The sequence below is a fragment of the Microbacterium sp. ET2 genome (assembly GCF_030347395.1).
GTDB classification, from domain to species: domain Bacteria; phylum Actinomycetota; class Actinomycetes; order Actinomycetales; family Microbacteriaceae; genus Microbacterium; species Microbacterium albipurpureum.
Map to the genome: position 1 here is coordinate 1944451 of NZ_CP128170.1, position 15453 is coordinate 1959903.

At 69.8% G+C, this 15453-nt stretch carries 13 protein-coding genes; 7 read left to right on the forward strand and 6 right to left on the reverse strand.

The genetic code is table 11. From position 1 onward, the window contains the following. The 4 genes from trxA to QSU92_RS09375 all read right to left on the reverse strand — a co-directional run bounded on the left by trxA (position 1) and on the right by QSU92_RS09375 (position 5453). The gene (gene trxA, locus QSU92_RS09360) at positions 1-324 is read right to left on the reverse strand and encodes a thioredoxin (protein WP_289261136.1); all 324 of its coding nucleotides are present in this window, start codon (positions 322-324) and stop codon (positions 1-3) included. 95 nt (positions 325-419) lie between these two features. After that, the gene (gene trxB / locus QSU92_RS09365) at positions 420-1406 is read right to left on the reverse strand and encodes a thioredoxin-disulfide reductase (RefSeq protein ID WP_289261138.1); all 987 of its coding nucleotides are present in this window, start codon (positions 1404-1406) and stop codon (positions 420-422) included. Between the two features lie 205 nt (positions 1407-1611). After that, positions 1612-3120, reverse strand: coding sequence for a murein biosynthesis integral membrane protein MurJ (gene murJ / locus QSU92_RS09370; protein ID WP_333783418.1), 1509 nt, complete (start codon positions 3118-3120; stop codon positions 1612-1614). Continuing rightward, entirely contained in the window at positions 3117-5453 is a 2337-nt protein-coding gene (locus QSU92_RS09375; protein WP_289261140.1) for a DUF6049 family protein, read from the reverse strand. The genes murJ and QSU92_RS09375 overlap by 4 nt, the downstream gene beginning before the upstream one ends. A gap of 175 nt (positions 5454-5628) precedes the next feature. Here QSU92_RS09375 and QSU92_RS09380 point away from each other — a divergent pair, with 175 nt between their 5' ends. Both QSU92_RS09380 and QSU92_RS09385 read left to right on the forward strand, forming a co-directional pair. Then, entirely contained in the window at positions 5629-7215 is a 1587-nt protein-coding gene (locus QSU92_RS09380; protein ID WP_289261141.1) for a N5-glutamine methyltransferase family protein, read from the forward strand. A gap of 22 nt (positions 7216-7237) precedes the next feature. Next, the gene (locus tag QSU92_RS09385) at positions 7238-8668 is read left to right on the forward strand and encodes a CCA tRNA nucleotidyltransferase (protein ID WP_289261143.1); all 1431 of its coding nucleotides are present in this window, start codon (positions 7238-7240) and stop codon (positions 8666-8668) included. Between the two features lie 144 nt (positions 8669-8812). On the opposite strand, the gene QSU92_RS09390 is transcribed toward QSU92_RS09385, so the two are convergent. Beyond that, a complete protein-coding gene (locus QSU92_RS09390) occupies positions 8813-9469 on the reverse strand; it encodes an FMN-dependent NADH-azoreductase (RefSeq protein ID WP_289261146.1) in 657 nt (218 codons plus the stop codon). Between the two features lie 86 nt (positions 9470-9555). Here QSU92_RS09390 and QSU92_RS09395 point away from each other — a divergent pair, with 86 nt between their 5' ends. The 5 genes from QSU92_RS09395 (at position 9556) to QSU92_RS09415 (ending at position 14850) form a co-directional block, all read left to right on the forward strand. Beyond that, positions 9556-9894, forward strand: a complete 339-nt coding sequence (locus QSU92_RS09395) for a winged helix-turn-helix transcriptional regulator (RefSeq protein ID WP_289261147.1) — start codon at positions 9556-9558, stop codon at positions 9892-9894. Between the two features lie 309 nt (positions 9895-10203). Next, positions 10204-11424, forward strand: coding sequence for a GAF domain-containing protein (locus QSU92_RS09400; protein ID WP_289261149.1), 1221 nt, complete (start codon positions 10204-10206; stop codon positions 11422-11424). Between the two features lie 84 nt (positions 11425-11508). After that, positions 11509-13059, forward strand: a complete 1551-nt coding sequence (exaC, locus tag QSU92_RS09405) for an acetaldehyde dehydrogenase ExaC (protein ID WP_289261151.1) — start codon at positions 11509-11511, stop codon at positions 13057-13059. Positions 13060-13165: 106 nt separating this feature from the next. Then, positions 13166-13564 carry a DUF779 domain-containing protein gene (locus QSU92_RS09410; RefSeq protein ID WP_289261153.1) on the forward strand — a complete coding sequence of 133 codons (399 nt, stop codon included), beginning with the start codon at positions 13166-13168 and terminating at the stop codon, positions 13562-13564. 110 nt (positions 13565-13674) lie between these two features. Beyond that, positions 13675-14850: a mechanosensitive ion channel family protein gene (locus QSU92_RS09415; RefSeq protein ID WP_289261155.1), complete on the forward strand. Its 1176-nt coding sequence runs from the start codon at positions 13675-13677 to the stop codon at positions 14848-14850. Positions 14851-14873: 23 nt separating this feature from the next. Here QSU92_RS09415 and QSU92_RS09420 read toward each other — a convergent pair whose 3' ends face one another. Then, positions 14874-15362 carry an FBP domain-containing protein gene (locus QSU92_RS09420; protein ID WP_289265869.1) on the reverse strand — a complete coding sequence of 163 codons (489 nt, stop codon included), beginning with the start codon at positions 15360-15362 and terminating at the stop codon, positions 14874-14876. Positions 15363-15453: the final 91 nt, after the last annotated feature.

Consider the following 15453-nt stretch of genomic DNA (forward strand, 5'->3'; position numbering starts at 1 on the left):
TCAGGACAGGTAGGACGCCAGGTCCTGCTCGAGGGCGAACTTCGGCTTGGCGCCGATGATCGTCTTCTCGACCTCTCCCTTGTTGAAGACCTTCATCGCCGGGATCGACGTGATCTGGTACTTCATCGCGAGGTCGGGGTTCTCGTCGACGTTCAGCTTGAGAACCGTGATCTTCTCGGGGTTCTCGGACTGGATCTGATCCAGCACCGGCGAGACCATGCGACACGGTCCGCACCACTCGGCCCAGAAGTCGACGAGCACAGGGCCGTCGGCCTTCAGAACATCCTGCTCGAACGTGGCGGAGGTGGTGGCCTTCGCAGTCATAGCTGTCTCCTTCGTTTCAAAATCCAACTGTGTGATCAAACGCTCGCGCGCTCCGTGGTGTTCCCGAAACCCGCGCGAGCAGGCGGACTTACGCCTCAGGCGGCGTCGGCATCGGGCAGGTTGTCGATCTCCGCGACGTCGGGTGCGGGCTCCCCGGCCTCGCCGAGCGCAGCGAGGTAGTGCTCCACATCGAGAGCTGCGACCGTACCACTGCCTGCCGCCGTGACGGCCTGGCGATAGGTCGGGTCGATCACGTCGCCGGCGGCGAAGACACCCGACACAGAGGTGCGAGAGGACCGCCCGTCGACCCACACCGTTCCCGCGTCCGTGAGATCGAGCTTGCCGTGCACCAGGTGCACACGGGGGTCGTAGCCGATGGCGACGAAGATCCCGTCCAGTGCGAGCTCACGACGCGACCCGTCGACGGTCGACTCGAGGACGAGACCGGTCACGGCCTCCTCACCGAGGATATCGACGACCTCGCTGTTCCACACGAACTCGATCTTGTCGTTCTTGAACGCGCGCTCCTGCATGATCTTGGAGGCGCGAAGCTCGTCCCGGCGGTGGATGACGTAGACCTTCGAAGCGAACTTCGTCAAGAACGTCGCCTCCTCCATCGCGGAGTCTCCGCCGCCGACGACGGCGATGGTCCGCTCGCGGAAGAAGAAGCCGTCGCAGGTGGCGCAGTACGACACACCGCGTCCCGACAAACGCGACTCGCCCTCGATGCCGATCTTGCGCGGCGCAGAACCTGTGGCGAAGACGATCGAATCGGCCTCGTGAGACGCGCCGCTGCCCAGAGTGACGCGCTTGACGTCTCCGTCGAGGTCGAGTGATACGACGTCGTCGTAGACGACCTCGGCACCGAACTTCTCGGCCTGCTCCTGCATCTTGGCCATGAGTTCGGGGCCCTGGATGCCCTCGGGGAACCCGGGGAAGTTCTCCACCTCGGTGGTGTTCATCAGTTCGCCGCCCGCCTCGACCGAGCTGGCGATGACGAGGGGTTCGAGGTTGGCCCGGGCCGCGTAGATGGCCGCCGTGTAGCCGGCAGGGCCCGATCCGATGATGATGACGTGACGCACGACGCGCCCCTTTCGATTGCTTCCGGGGTTCTCAACACATGGTAGACGCCCGACATTCCACAGCCTGGAGGTGAACGACGGGTAGCGGGTCGCGCTCAACGGCGGCCGGGCAGGAACCGCTTCGCCAGCGCCAACGCGGGCGTCAGCTCCGGCGCACGCAGAAGCGCGAGCACTCCGATGTAGACGCCCAACACCACGACGCCGATCAGCACGGTCCCGAGTGCCCCGAGGAACCGATCCGACACCGCCCACCCGTCGACCCCACCCAGAAGCAGGAACACCCCCAGCCGACGGCCGCGGCGGGAAGGGCGGCGAGCGCGAACCGGCCGAGCGAGAGCATCCATCCCCGCACGTGGATGTCGCCGATTCGTCGCCGCAGCAGCAGTGTCGCGATGATCACCTGCACGAGGCTCGCGAACGACTGCCCCAGGGCCACGGCGGCGGCAAGACTCTCGAGCGGAAGGATGCCGGCCTGCTGCGCCGCGCCCGCCGCCCACGCCGTGGCGACAACGACTCCGCACTGGAACAGGGTGAAGAAGAACGGCGTGCGGGTGTCGTTGTAGGCATAGAAGGTGCGCTGCACGGTGAACAGCACGGCCAGGGGCACGAGCCCGACGAGATAGGCCAGCAGAACCCATGCCGCCTCGACGGCGTCACCGGCGGAGTTGGTGAAGATGCGTGAGGCGGGCACGGCCGCGACGGCGACGGCGGCGGTCGCGACGACGATGAAGAAGCCGAGGGTGCGGATGCTGCGGCCGACGTCGGCACGCACTTCGGCCTCGCGGCCAGCGGCGGCATGCTCGCTGAGCTGTGTGAAGTAGGGCGTCCCGATCGAGATGACGATGATCGAGTACGGGAGCATGAAGATCAGCCAGGCGTTGGCCATGACCGTCAACGACGCGCCGTCGCCCGACGCCTCGGACACCACACGGGTCTGAACGAGCCCGGCGAGCTGTCCGGCGAGCACCATGAGGAACGTCCAGCCCGCAAGACGGCCGACCTGACCGAGACCGACACCGCGCCACACGAAGTCGGGCCGAACCCGGATGCCGGTGCGACGCCAGAACGCGAGGAGCAGCGCCGCCTGCACGACGATGCCGAGGGTCGCTGTGCCGCCGAGAATGGCTACGCGCGTGGCATCCCATTCGTCGACGAATTCCAGATTTGACCCGAACACGGCGATGAAGATCCCGAAGCCGATGATCGAGATGACGTTGTTGACGATCGGCGCCCAGGTGAACGGGCCGAAGACGCGACGCGCGTTGAGGGTCTCGCCGACGAGCGCGTAGAGACCGTAGAAGAAGATCTGCGGCAGACACCAGTAGGCGAACGCCGTCGCGAGGGCGAGCTGGTCGGCGGTGAAGCCGTCGGCGTAGACGGCGATCAGCCACGGCGCGATGAGCAGGGCGATCGCCGTGGTGACGAGCAGCACCACGGTGCCGAGCGTGAACAGCTTGGAGATGAAGCGCTGCCCGCCGTCGGTGTCGGCGCTGGCCCGGACGATCTGCGGAACGATCACGGCGGTGAGGATGCCGGTGGAGATGATCGCGTAGATGTTGTTCGGCAGCTGGTTTGCGATGGTGAACGCGTCGGCGGCGCGACTGCCGACCGAACCGATCGCGGCGACCAGCACGATCGTGCGGAGAAGCCCCGTCACCCGCGAGACGATCGTGCCGGCCCCGATGAGGACGGTTGCGCGCCCGATGCCGCTCACGGCGCCCGCTCGGCGGGTTCAGAAGCCGACGCGTCGTCCGCGTCATCCGCCGTCTTCCGGTGGCGCAGGCGCCGGATGGTGCGGATCACCCCGATGACGAGGAAGATCCCGACGAGCGTGGCGAGCACGATCAGGCCGATCGACTCCCACTCGGCGCTGACGACGACCTCGACCCACTGCGTCTGCCCGATCGGCTCGAGCGTGGGGCTTCGCAGCTGGAGATCGACCCGCACCTCGCCGTTTCCCAGCCGTGCCTGGACGGGGATCTCGACGCGGGCGTTCGATCCGGCGGGAACGGTGAAGGCCGTCAACTCCTGCACGTCGAGGCGGACGTCGTCGGGGGCGGCGCGCAGCTCGAGATTCACCGGCCACGGGAGGTCGTTGCGCACCCAGGGACGCAGCGCCGAGTCGGCACTGATGAGCTGCGTCGTGCTCGGCGGGAGCATCTCCACCGCCGAGAGGGTCTCCTCGGTCGCGGTGCGGTGCTCGGTGAGCGCGAGGGTGCGGGCGGCGGGGGTGGTGAGCCATGACACCCCGAGCAGCTGCAGCAGCTCAGCGCGCTCGGGTCCGGTGAGCAGCTGGGGGTCGTCCATGATGCTCGAGAACCGGCCGATCCGGGCCTCGTCGTCGATGAGAGCGGATGTCGCGGCAGCACGCTCGGCTTCGAGAGCGGCCTCATCGTCGGTAAGCGCGATAATCTCGGCCGTCGTCGGCGGTATGGCGACGAGCCCCGGAAGGGAGAGGGCCGTCACGCCCGGCGCCTCGAGCGCGGCGGCGATCGCGGTGTCGAGGGCGACGTAGGAGCGGGTCGACGAACGGTCGAAGGCCACCATGAGCGCTTCCCCGGCGGCGTCGGCTTTGGCGAAGGCGAGCTCTGCGCTGGCCGTGGCGAGCTCTGCGCCGCGCAGGACCGCGTCATCGAGGAGCGAGGCGGTCTGCAACGCGTCGGAGAGGCGGCTGTCGTAGACGAGCACGCCCGCACCTTCCGCGTCTCCGCGGGCCGCGACGGCGGCCCCGTCCGCGCCGGCCGCGGTGCGGACGGAGGGCACGAGCGTGAGCGCCGGCGAGTTCTCGGTACCGAGCGGCGCGAGTCCGGTGATGGTATCGGGTGCCACCCCATCCCCGGCGGGCCAGTACACCGCCTCACGCGCCGAGCCGATCGACAGCAGCTCGGCGAGGTCGGGGTAGACGGGGGCCGAGGGGTCGGCGGGCGCGGACGGGGTGGCGGATGGGACTCCGGTGGTCGCACCCGGGGTGGGTGAGCCACCTGCGCTCGGCGCACCCGACGGGTTGCTCTCGCCGGTCTCGTCTCCGTCCGCGCCGTCTGCAGCGGTCTCGTCGTCCCCCGGGGCGAAGTCGTCGGCGTCCATGTACGACAGCAGCGATGTCGGCTGTAGGGGCACGGTCAACCCGGCCCGCAACTGCGTGGCGACGTCGGCGTCGCCGAACTGGGTCGCGAATCGCGAGTTCGGCAGCGAGAGCAGGCGCTCGAGCCACTCGACGGCCTGCTCCGGGGCGCTGTCCCCGAGGACGCGGATGCTGGCGGGGATGGCCGGATCGATCGCGAGGATCGCGGCCGTTCCTTCGACGCCGGTCAGCTGGGCGTCGAGATCGCCACCGGGGGCGGTGAGGGCGGCGAGTTCGTCGGCGGTGAGGAGCCCCGCCGACAGTGCGGGGGCGGTGATCGGCACCACGGCGGCGACGGCGGCGGTGGCGGCGGGGTCGGGAACCACGATGACGCTGCGGGCCTCGAGGTCGCCCTCGGCGCCGGCGACCCGCGCGGTGATCGGGTAGACGCCGGGGGCTCTCCCGGCGAGGACGGGGTCATCTGCGACGACGGTGACAGGGATGGTCTCTCTCGCGCCGGACGCGACCGGCTCGACCGGTGCCCTGCCGGCCTCCTGCACGGTGGCGCCATCGCTGCCCGCGAGCCACCCGTCGAGCGCGCCGCGGTTCGGCAGCGCCTCGAGGCCGACCGAGAGAACAGCCTCGGCCCCGACGGTGGGCAGCTCGGTGCCGTTGTCGACCGTCACCGATGCGGTGAGCGGCTGACCGGCCCCCACGATGCCACCGCCGATCGGAGCGACGAGGAGCGTCACCTCCCCCGAGAGCGCCGGCACGTCGTCGGACGGCGTCGGCGTCGGACTGGGGGTGGCTGCTGTTCGCCCCTGCTGCGTCGTCGAGACCGATGGGCCGGCCGGCACCGCGGCTGTCGCGCCGGCAGGCGCCCCGGTGAGGGTCAGCAGGGTCGCGAACGCGGCGACCGCCGCGCTCCAGCGGGCGCGCGTGCCGCGTCGGGATCTCGCCCGCGGATCGGAGGGGCTCAGCGTCATAGATGGTCGGCCCCGGGAGTCGCTGTGTGCGACCGAAGACCCGTGGCCGGGTGAGATTCTACGGTCCGGGCCTTCGAGGTTGCCGATGCCCTTCCGCGCAGCGGCTGATCGGCAGCGCCCGCACCAGGGAACCACCCGGCCCGAGGCGGTTCGGCCGATCGGCTTGAATGGGCAGATGCCCTTCGCTTCGCGCCCGACCGTCGCGCCGCTTCCCGAGCCCGACCCGGTGCGCTGCCGCGCGCTCGCCGACGACCTCCGCGCCGCCGAGTTCACCTCCGAGGCGCTCCGCGCCGCCTGGGGGCCTACGGCCGACACCGCCATCGCACGCGGTCTGCGCGGTCCCGCGGTAGCCGCTCTCGGTGACCGGACCGATCCGCTCGCCGTGCTCGGGCGTCTCTTCGTGCTCGGTGTCACCGAGCCCGCGGGGCACGTCGCGGCATCCATGCCCCACGCGGGCATCGAAGGACTGGTGGCCCTCGGGCTGGTGGAGAGGACGGACGACCCGGATGCCGCGGTGCGGCCGCTCGCCATCATCCGCCCCCAGTCGTTCGTCGACGAGCACGGCGAGGGCGAGTGGTGGATCGCCAGCGACCTCGATGAGGCGGCCCTCGCCGGCCCGCTCGCGGAGGGACATGTCCTGGGGGTCGGCGGCGCGTCGCAGACGCTCGCGCGACTGCAGCTGCCAGGCGATTCCCTTCACAGCGGCGAGCGCGGCCTGGACCTCGGCACTGGCTGCGGCATCCAGGCCCTGCGGCTCCGGCGCGGGGTGCGACAGGTGGTGGCGACGGACATCTCCGAGCGCGCCCTCCGCTTCACCCGCCTGAACGCGCTGCTCAACGATGTCGCCGAGGTGGAGACACGGTTCGGCAGCCTGTTCGACCCGCTCGAACCGGGCGAGCAGTTCGAACGGATCGTCTCGAACCCGCCCTTCGTCATCACACCTCGCGTCGACGGCGTGCCGGCATATGAGTACCGCGACGGCGGACTCGTCGGCGACGCGCTCGTCGCCGAGGTGGTGACCGGGCTCGGGGTGCATCTCGCTCCGGGAGGCGTCGCACAGCTGCTCGGGAACTGGGAGTACCGCGAGGGTGTCGACGGCCTCGATCGCGTGCGCGGCTGGGTGGCCGAGGCTCCCGTAGCCCTCGACGCCTGGGTGATCGAGCGCGAGCGCCTCGATCCCTTGGCGTACGCGGAACTGTGGATCCGCGACGGCGGAACGGCGCCCGGAACGCCGGAGTACGCCCGTCTCATGGAGGCGTGGCTCGACGACTTCGCCCGCCGCGGGGTGACCGAGGTCGGTTTCGGCTACATCCTGCTGCACCGGCCGCCGTCGTGGAACGTCACCCTCGAGCGGTACGAGCGGGTCCGCGGCACCGCCGAGGCCACCGGTGCCGACCTCGCCGCCTCGCTTGCCGCGCATGCCCGACTCGTGTCGCTCGGGGACGGGCCCGCCGGAGACGCCGCCCTCGCGGCATCCGTCCTCCGGGTCGCATCCGACGTGACGGAGGCCCGCCACCACCGCCCTGGAGAAGAAGCGCCCACGGTCATCGAACTGCACCAGGGGGGAGGGTTCGGCCGCGTCGTGCCGGTCGATCCCGCGCTCGCCGCCCTCGTCGGCGCGAGTGACGGCGATCTGGCTGTCGGACCCCTTATCGACGCGATCGCCCAGCTGCTCGAGGTCGACCCGGTCGCCTTGCGCACAGACCTGCTGCCGCGGGTGCGGGAGCTGCTCTTCACCGGCTTCCTCCGGTTCGCCGACTGAGCCGGCGGATATCGTGGAAGCCATGCTCAACATGGCCGAAGGCCTGGCGCGCCTGAGCGCGCTCGCCGCATCACCGGTCGTGTCGACCCTCGCCACCGCGTTCGCCGCCGCCGGCCGCGAGCTGTCGATCGTGGGGGGTCCGGTGCGCGATGCGTTCCTCGGGCGCCAGACGAACGACCTCGACTTCACCACCGACGCGTCGCCCGATGACATCCTGCGCATCGTCACCCCCATCAGCTCCACGCAGTGGGACATCGGCCGTGCGTTCGGCACGATCGGGGCGAAGGTGCAGGGCGAGAGCGTCGAGATCACGACCTACCGCGCCGACAGCTATGACGGCGTCACTCGCAAGCCCACCGTCGAGTTCGGCGACACCCTCGACGGCGATCTCGCCCGGCGCGACTTCACGGTGAACGCGATGGCCCTGCGGGTGCCGTCGTGCACTCTCGTCGACCCGACCGGCGGCGTCGAAGATCTCGTCGGGCAGCGGCTGCGCACTCCGGGCGACCCGCGCGTGAGTTTCGGCGATGACCCGCTCCGGATGCTGCGGGCTGCCCGATTCGCCTCGCAGCTGGAGTTCGACGTCGACACCGACACGGTGGCGGCGATGGGGGAACTGCGCGACACCCTCTCGATCGTGAGCCCCGAGCGGATCCAGGGCGAGCTGGTGAAGCTGCTGCAGACCGATGACCCGGCGCGCGGCATCCGCCTTCTCGTCGACACCGGGCTGATCGACCTCTTCCTTCCGGAGGTTCCGGCGCTGCGCCTCGAGATCGATGAGCACCATCATCACAAGGACGTCTACGAGCACTCACTGACCGTGCTGCGTCAGACCATCCAACTCGAGAAGCAGCGCTTCCCGGATGCCGCCCCCGACGTTCCGCTGCGTCTGGCCGCACTGCTGCACGACATCGGCAAGCCCGCGACGAGGCGGCTCGAGCCCGGCGGTGGGGTCACTTTCCACCATCACGACGTCAAGGGTGCGCGCATGGCGCGAAAGCGCCTCCAGTCGCTGCGGTTCGACAGCGACACGATCGGCACGGTGACCCGGCTCATCGAGCTGCACCTGCGCTTCTTCGGCTACGCCGAAGGCACGTGGACGGATTCGGCGGTCCGGCGTTACGTGCGCGACGCCGACGCCGAGCTCGAGCGGCTTCACATCCTCACCCGGGCCGACGTGACCACCCGCAACCGCCGCAAGGCGGCGCGACTGGCCTCGGCGTACGACGACATCGAGAACCGCATCGCGGCGCTGCGGCAGCAGGAGCAGATCGACGCGGTGCGCCCCGAGCTCGACGGCAACCGCATCCAGGAGGTGCTCGGCATCCGCCCCGGCCGTGAGGTCGGCGAGGCCTACCGGTTCCTCCTCGACCTACGCCTGGACGAAGGCGTGCTCGGCGAGGAGGAGGCCGAGCGACGCCTGCGCGCCTGGTGGGCCGCCCGCTCGGCGTGAGCGGCGCGGCGCCCCGCACCGCCGCACCACCTGCCGCCGTTCGGCTTGGCCCCGAGAGTGCAATGGCGCGCCGAGAATCCGGGTGAACCCCGCATTCTCGGCGCGCAGATGCACTCTCGCGGTGAGCGGTGCGGCGGCGGAGCGTCAGGCGACGCGCGAGCGATGCGCCTCGGCGATCTCACGGCCGGAGCGCCGCGCGCCCTCCTCGGCTTTCACGCGCAGCTCAGCGGCGGTGTCGGCGAAGGCGTCGAGTGCCGGGTTCACGCCGACCAGGGTGAATGGACGCTGCACGACGCGAAGGTCGAGGCCCCAGACATCCTGCAAGACTCGACGCAGCCACCCGGTCGAGTGATCCCATCCCTCCTTGGGCGTGCCCGGCGCGTAGTTGCCGCCGAGGACCGTGACCAGCGTCGCGGGCTTTCCGTTCAGCGCCGTTCCCTGTGGGTCGATGCGCGGGTCGGTGTAAGCGACATCGAACCACGCCTTGAAGTGCTGCGAGACGCCGTAGTTGTAGAGCGGTACGGCGAAGAGGAGCGCGTCGGCCTCGAGCATCTCGTCGGCGAACGTGCGGGCAAGGGTGAGGGCCTCTTGCTGTTCCGGCGACCGATCGGACTCGGGCGTCATTCCACCCGTCACGGCATTGACCCAGGCCGTGGCGGGCACCGGGTCGGCGGCGATGTCACGGCGCGTGACGGAGGAGTCGGGGTGCGCACCCACCCACTCGGCTTCGACGAGGTCGGCGAGCTGGCGGCTGGCCGACCGAGCAGGGAAGACGCTGGCGTCCAAACGGAAGAGGGACATGCTGCTCCTGATCTGTACTGGGAAACGAAGAGTCACTAAGAAAAGCAAAGTGACTAAGTTGAGCGTAGCACTAGTAAGATCAAGGGGTGAACGAGCCGCAGACAGAGGTGCATCAGTGCGATGCCGCTGTCACTCTGGCGTTCTCGATCCTCGGCAAGCGTTGGAACGGGATGATCATCGACGCCCTCGGTGGCGGCGAGCTTTCCTTCGTCGCGCTGCGCCGGACGGTCACCGGGATCAGCGATGCCGTGCTGTCGGATCGACTCAGCGAATTGACCGATGCGGGGCTCGTCCTGCGCGAGGTGAACGCCGGTCCGCCCGTCGCCGTCGTCTACCGGCTCACCGATGCGGGACGCGAACTGGTGCCGGTGCTCGCACAGCTGGGCGACTGGGCCCGAGTGAACCTCATCGTCACTCCCCGCTGAGTCCGAGCTCCGCGCACTCGACGCCCCCCGATGCGGCGAGAGTGCATCCGGGCGCCGAGAATGCGGGTGAACTCTGCATCTTCGGCGCGCACATGCACCCTCGCCGGGCGAGGGCACGGAGTGCTACCGCCCGCCCCGGCGACGCGCGGACGTACACTGGCGGCAACCGCTCGCTGACGAACGGAGCCGGCGTGACATCGTCGTGGTCGTCGCGCCGCGAGGTCTCGCCTGAGACCACGCGGCTGCTCATCGAGCGCGCGCACGAGGAGCCTCCTCGCCGGCAACGCCGCCGATCGCCGACTCGACGACGTGCGGCCCCTGGTGCGCGAGTCGTGGCGCCGGTCGCTCCAGCGCCTCGTCGGCGCCGAAGACCTTCCGCCTCTCGATCTCGGCGCCGATGCGCTGGAGCAGTACCGGCGCCGTCATCCTCTCGGGTCGGTCATCGACATGGTGCGCGGGCTGCTGCTTCCCGGCGGCGCGGCCGAGTCGGGCGTCATCGTCGCCGTGGGCGATGCCGCCGGGCGGCTCATCTGGGTCGACGGCGATCACCGCGTCCGGACCCTGACCGGCGACATGGGCTTCGTCGCGGGCGCGAACTGGTCGGAGGACGCGGTCGGCACGTCCGCCCCCGGAACCGCCCTCGCCCTCGACCGCTCGGTGCAGATCCACGGCGCCGAGCACTTCAATCGCCTCGTGCAGCCGTGGTCGTGCACGGCGGCGCCGGTGCACGACCCCGAGACGCGGCGCCTCCTCGGGGTGATCGACGTCACCGGCGGGCCCGAGGCGGCCACGCCGCAGGCGCAGCTGCTGGTGGATGCCGCGGCGCGGGCCATCGAGGGCGAGTTGCTCATCGCGCGCCTGCGCGAGCGGGCAGCGCCGTCGCATCCGTCCCCCTCACCGCGCCCGAGGGCTCGCGCCTTGCGCACGGAACCCACCCGCGCGACCCTGCGCGTGCTGGGACGCGACCGCGGCCTGCTCGAGGTCGGGGTGGGCGACACCGAGACGGTCGTCGACGTCAGCGGTCGCCACGCCGAGCTGCTGCTCCTCCTCGCCGTCCACCGCCAGGGCCTCTCGGCCGAGCGGCTCAGTGAGCTCGTCTACGGCGATCCCGGCTCCGTCGTCACGCTTCGCGCCGAGATGGTGCGTCTGCGCAAGGTGCTGGAGAAGATCTCTCCCGATCTCGTCCCCGCATCGCGCCCCTACCGCCTGGCCACCGCTGTCGAGACCGACGCGCACCAGCTCCTCTCGCTGCTCGGCCGTGGCGCCCACCGGGTCGCTCTCTCGGCCTACCGAGGCGAGGTGCTGCCCGACTCTGTCGCGCCCGGTGTGGAGGAGTTCCGCCGCACGGTCGCTGCGACCCTCCGCGAAGCGCTGCTCGCCGAGGCGTCCGTCGATGTCCTCCTCGCCTACGCCGACACCGCTGCCGGCGCCGACGACGTCGACGTGCTGCGCCTGTGCCTGTCGATGCTGCCCCCGCGGTCTCCCAAACGGGCGGGCCTCGTGGCGCGCGTGGCACAGCTCGAAGGCTGACGCTGCAATCGGATGCAACCTCCGCTCATCTAGCGTCGGGGCACGCGACGACGACCTGTCGCGAACCTGTCGAAGGAGACATCCATGACCATCGTCGAAGAAGGCGTGTCGAGCATCTACGCCGCCCCGGGCGAGCGCGGCTCGCTGGCGGATTACCGTCCCCGATACGGCCACTACATCGGCGGCGAGTTCGTCGAGCCGATCAAGGGCCAGTACTTCGAGAACATCTCACCCGTCAACGGCAAGGCCTTCTGCGAGGTGGGGCGCGGAACATCCGAAGACATCGACCGGGCGGTGGATGTCGCGTGGCGCGCCTTCGAGGGCTGGAAGCGCACCACTCCCGCGGAGCGCGCCGTGATCCTCAACAAGATCGCCGACCGCATCGAGGACAACCTCGAGAAGATCGCCGTCGCCGAGACCTGGGAGAACGGCAAGCCCGTCCGCGAGACGCTCGCCGCCGACATCCCGCTCGCCGTCGATCACTTCCGCTATTTCGCCGGCGTGCTGCGCGCTCAGGAGGGGACGCTCAGCCAGCTCGACGAAGACACCGTCGCCTACCACTTCCACGAGCCGCTGGGCGTGGTCGGGCAGATCATCCCGTGGAACTTCCCGATCCTCATGGCGACGTGGAAGCTCGCCCCCGCGCTCGCGGCGGGCAACTGCGTCGTGCTGAAGCCCGCCGAGCAGACCCCGGCATCCCTGCTGTTCCTGTTCGAGCTCATCGGCGACCTACTGCCGGCGGGCGTGGTCAACATCGTCAACGGCTTCGGCATCGAGGCCGGTGCACCGCTCGCGCAGCACAAGCGCATCCGCAAGGTCGCCTTCACCGGTGAGACGACGACCGGGCGGCTCATCATGCAGTACGCGTCGCAGAACCTCATCCCGGTGACGCTGGAGCTCGGCGGCAAGAGCGCCAACGTCTTCTTCGAGGACGTCGCGCGTTCGACGGATGATGCCTACTACGACAAGGCGCTCGAGGGTTTCACGTTCTTCGCGCTGAACCAGGGCGAGGTGTGCACCTGTCCGTCGCGGGCGCTCATCCAGCGCTCGATCTACGACCGGTTCCTCGGCGACGGGCTCGACCGGGTGTCGAAGATCGTGCAGGGGAACCCCCTCGACCCGGCGACGATGATCGGGGCGCAGGCGTCGAACGACCAGCTCGAGAAGATCCTGTCCTACATCGACATCGGCAAGGCCGGGGGCGCCAAGCTCCTCACCGGCGGCGAGCGCGTCGACCTCGGCGGCGACCTGTCCGAGGGCTACTACGTTGCCCCGACCGTGTTCGAGGGGACGAACGGCATGCGCATCTTCCAGGAGGAGATCTTCGGGCCCGTCGTCTCTGTCACCTCGTTCGACGACTTCGACGATGCCATCTCGATCGCCAACGACACCCTTTACGGCCTGGGCGCCGGGGTGTGGAGCCGTTCGGGCGACACCGCATACCGCGCGGGCCGCGCGATCGAAGCCGGTCGCGTCTGGACGAACACGTATCACCAGTACCCGGCGCACGCGGCGTTCGGCGGGTACAAGCAGTCGGGCATCGGGCGGGAGAACCACCTGAAGATGCTCGACCACTACCAGCAGACGAAGAACCTGCTGGTGTCGTACGCCGAAGGCGCGATGGGCTTCTTCTGAACCCGGCGGCGTTTCGTCTCGCCGCTTCGCGGCTCGCTCAACGACCGGTCCCCGGCCCGGTCGTTGAGCGAGCGCAGCGAGACGAAACGCCCGAAAGGAGTGACCGATGAGCGAACCGAAGCCACACAGCCGCGTGGCGGTCACCGACGCGGCGGCGACGCTGCTGCGGAGCCTCAGCGCGCAGCACGGACCGCTGATGTTCCATCAGTCGGGGGGATGCTGCGACGGCAGCGCCCCGATGTGTTACCCGGTCGGCATGTTCCTCATCGGCCCGAGCGACGTGCACCTCGGTTCGCTGGAGGTGGGGCTCGACGAGCCGATCGAGGTCTACATCTCCGAGGCGCAGTTCGAGTACTGGAAGTACACCCACCTCACCATCGACGTCGTTCCCGGCCGCGGCGCGGGTTTCAGCGTCGAGGGGCCGACGGGCAACCGGTTCGTCATCCGCTCCCGCATGCTCTCCGACGTCGAGCTGCGGGCCTTCGGCCTCGCCCCGTCGATCTGATCGACCCACCCACCGGTGCACCTGGGCGTCGCGTCTGAGATCCCGTGAGGATTTGCGTCGTCATCCCCTCCGATGTCTACCGTGGAAGTCGGGCAACGGAAGGGAGTGGTGTGTTCCTCACCACCGACGACGGGAATATCGGCGACAACGTGACGCAGGCCCTCGAGGACGGCTGGCGCACCTGGACCGGCTTCGGGCTCGCCCTGGCGATCGCCATCGGCGTCGCCCTCGCGGTGATGATCGTCGTCTCGGTCGCCCTCTCTCTGATCGGTCGCCGTGGGCGGTGGGCGGCAGAGCTGCACGCCCGCACGCGATGGCCGTTCCGTGCGACCCTGCTCGTCATCGCGCTCCTCATCGCCTCCATCGCTCTCCCGGTCGGGCAGTCTCTGCGAGACGGAGTGCACCACACGCTCGGGATCATCCTCATCGCATCGGCTGCCTGGCTCCTCACGCGGGTGTTCCTCTTTTTCGTCGACAGCGGAACCAAGCGGTACCAGCGCCACGGCGTCGACACCTTCTCGTCGCGCAAGATGAGAACGCAGCTGCAGATCATCCGGCGCCTGGTCGTGGCGGTCATCGTCATCTTCGCCGTCGGGGCGATCCTGATGACCTTCGAGTCGGTGCGGGCTGTGGGTGCGAGCGTGCTCGCCTCCGCCGGTGTCGCGTCGATCGTCGCGGGTCTGGCCGCGCAGTCCATCCTCGGGAACCTGTTCGCCGGGGTGCAGCTGGCCTTCAGCGAGGCGATCCGGGTCGGAGATGTCGTGGTCGTGCAGGGTGAGTACGGCAAGATCCGCGAGATCACGCTCAGCTACGTCGTGCTCGAGGTCTGGGATCAGCGCACGCTGGTGCTGCCGTGCACCTACTTCACCACCACGCCGTTCGAGAACTGGACGAAGCTCGGCCGGGCCCTCATGGGCACGGTGTTCTTCGATCTCGATTGGCGGGTCGACGTCGACGCCCTGCGCGATGAGGTCGACCGCCTGCTGGCGACCACCGATCTCTGGGACGGTGTGGGAAGCGGCGTCGTGGTGACCGATGCGAGCGGCGGGATGCTGCAGGTGCGCGTCATGGTCAGCGCCGCGGACGCGGACAAGCTGTGGTCGCTGCGCTGCCTGGTGCGTGAGCATCTCGCGAGCTGGGTGCGCCGCGAGCATCCGGATGCCCTTCCCCTGCAGCGGGTGCGCATGGATGAGCCGACGGGCGGCGAGCGCGACTCGGCCGACGCGTTGAACGCCCGCGACCTGACCGGTCCCGGTGCTGCGCTGCCCGTCCGGTCGTACGGGTAGGCGCAGCACCGAGCGGGGTCGCGTCAGGTGTTGTCGCGGAGGTCGCGCGCGAAGTCGGTGATGCGCAGGCGGAGCGCCTCCATCCGACGTGCCCGGGCCGCCTCGACGTCGAAGCCGAGGTAGGCGGGCGGCGGCAGCCGGCGGACGTTCTGCGAACACTCGAAGTGTTCGCAGACGAGCGTTCCGACCGTGTTGCCGTTGCGGCCGGCGCGGCCGGCGCGTTTCGCGCTGAAGAGCACGACCTCGTTCGGAAGGGTCACGTCCTCGCACCACGAACACTGGGTGCGAGCGAGCGTGCGCTGCTCGGTCTGGCGGAGGACGATCCCGACGAGGTCGTCGTCGACGGGGATCACCGCGTAGGCGGCGAGCGGCGTCTTCGACGGGCGCCAGCCGAGGAAGTCGCGTTCGTCCCAGTCGATCTCGGCGAGATCGGGGATCACGACGGCGGCGCGTTCGCGCTGAGAGGCGTTGACGAAGGACGCGCGGATGTCCTTCTCGGTGAGTGCGTGCATGGTCACGGCTTTCGTGTGCGGCTCGCCGGAGCGAGCGGAATCGGATGCTGCGGGCTGACCCGCCCGCGAGGAAGAGGCGTCGGCGCCGCTC

Excerpts from the sequence above, each read along its gene's own strand:
- QSU92_RS09380 (WP_289261141.1), top strand. The coding sequence starts at position 5,629 with ATGCCCTTCGCTTCGCGCCCGACCGTCGCGCCGCTTCCCGAGCCCGAC.
- exaC (WP_289261151.1), top strand. The coding sequence starts at position 11,509 with ATGACCATCGTCGAAGAAGGCGTGTCGAGCATCTACGCCGCCCCGGGC.
- QSU92_RS09385 (WP_289261143.1), top strand. The coding sequence starts at position 7,238 with ATGCTCAACATGGCCGAAGGCCTGGCGCGCCTGAGCGCGCTCGCCGCA.
- trxA (WP_289261136.1), bottom strand. The coding sequence starts at position 324 with ATGACTGCGAAGGCCACCACCTCCGCCACGTTCGAGCAGGATGTTCTG.
- QSU92_RS09375 (WP_289261140.1), bottom strand. The coding sequence starts at position 5,453 with ATGACGCTGAGCCCCTCCGATCCGCGGGCGAGATCCCGACGCGGCACG.
- QSU92_RS09390 (WP_289261146.1), bottom strand. The coding sequence starts at position 9,469 with ATGTCCCTCTTCCGTTTGGACGCCAGCGTCTTCCCTGCTCGGTCGGCC.
- QSU92_RS09420 (WP_289265869.1), bottom strand. The coding sequence starts at position 15,362 with ATGCACGCACTCACCGAGAAGGACATCCGCGCGTCCTTCGTCAACGCC.
- QSU92_RS09410 (WP_289261153.1), top strand. The coding sequence starts at position 13,166 with ATGAGCGAACCGAAGCCACACAGCCGCGTGGCGGTCACCGACGCGGCG.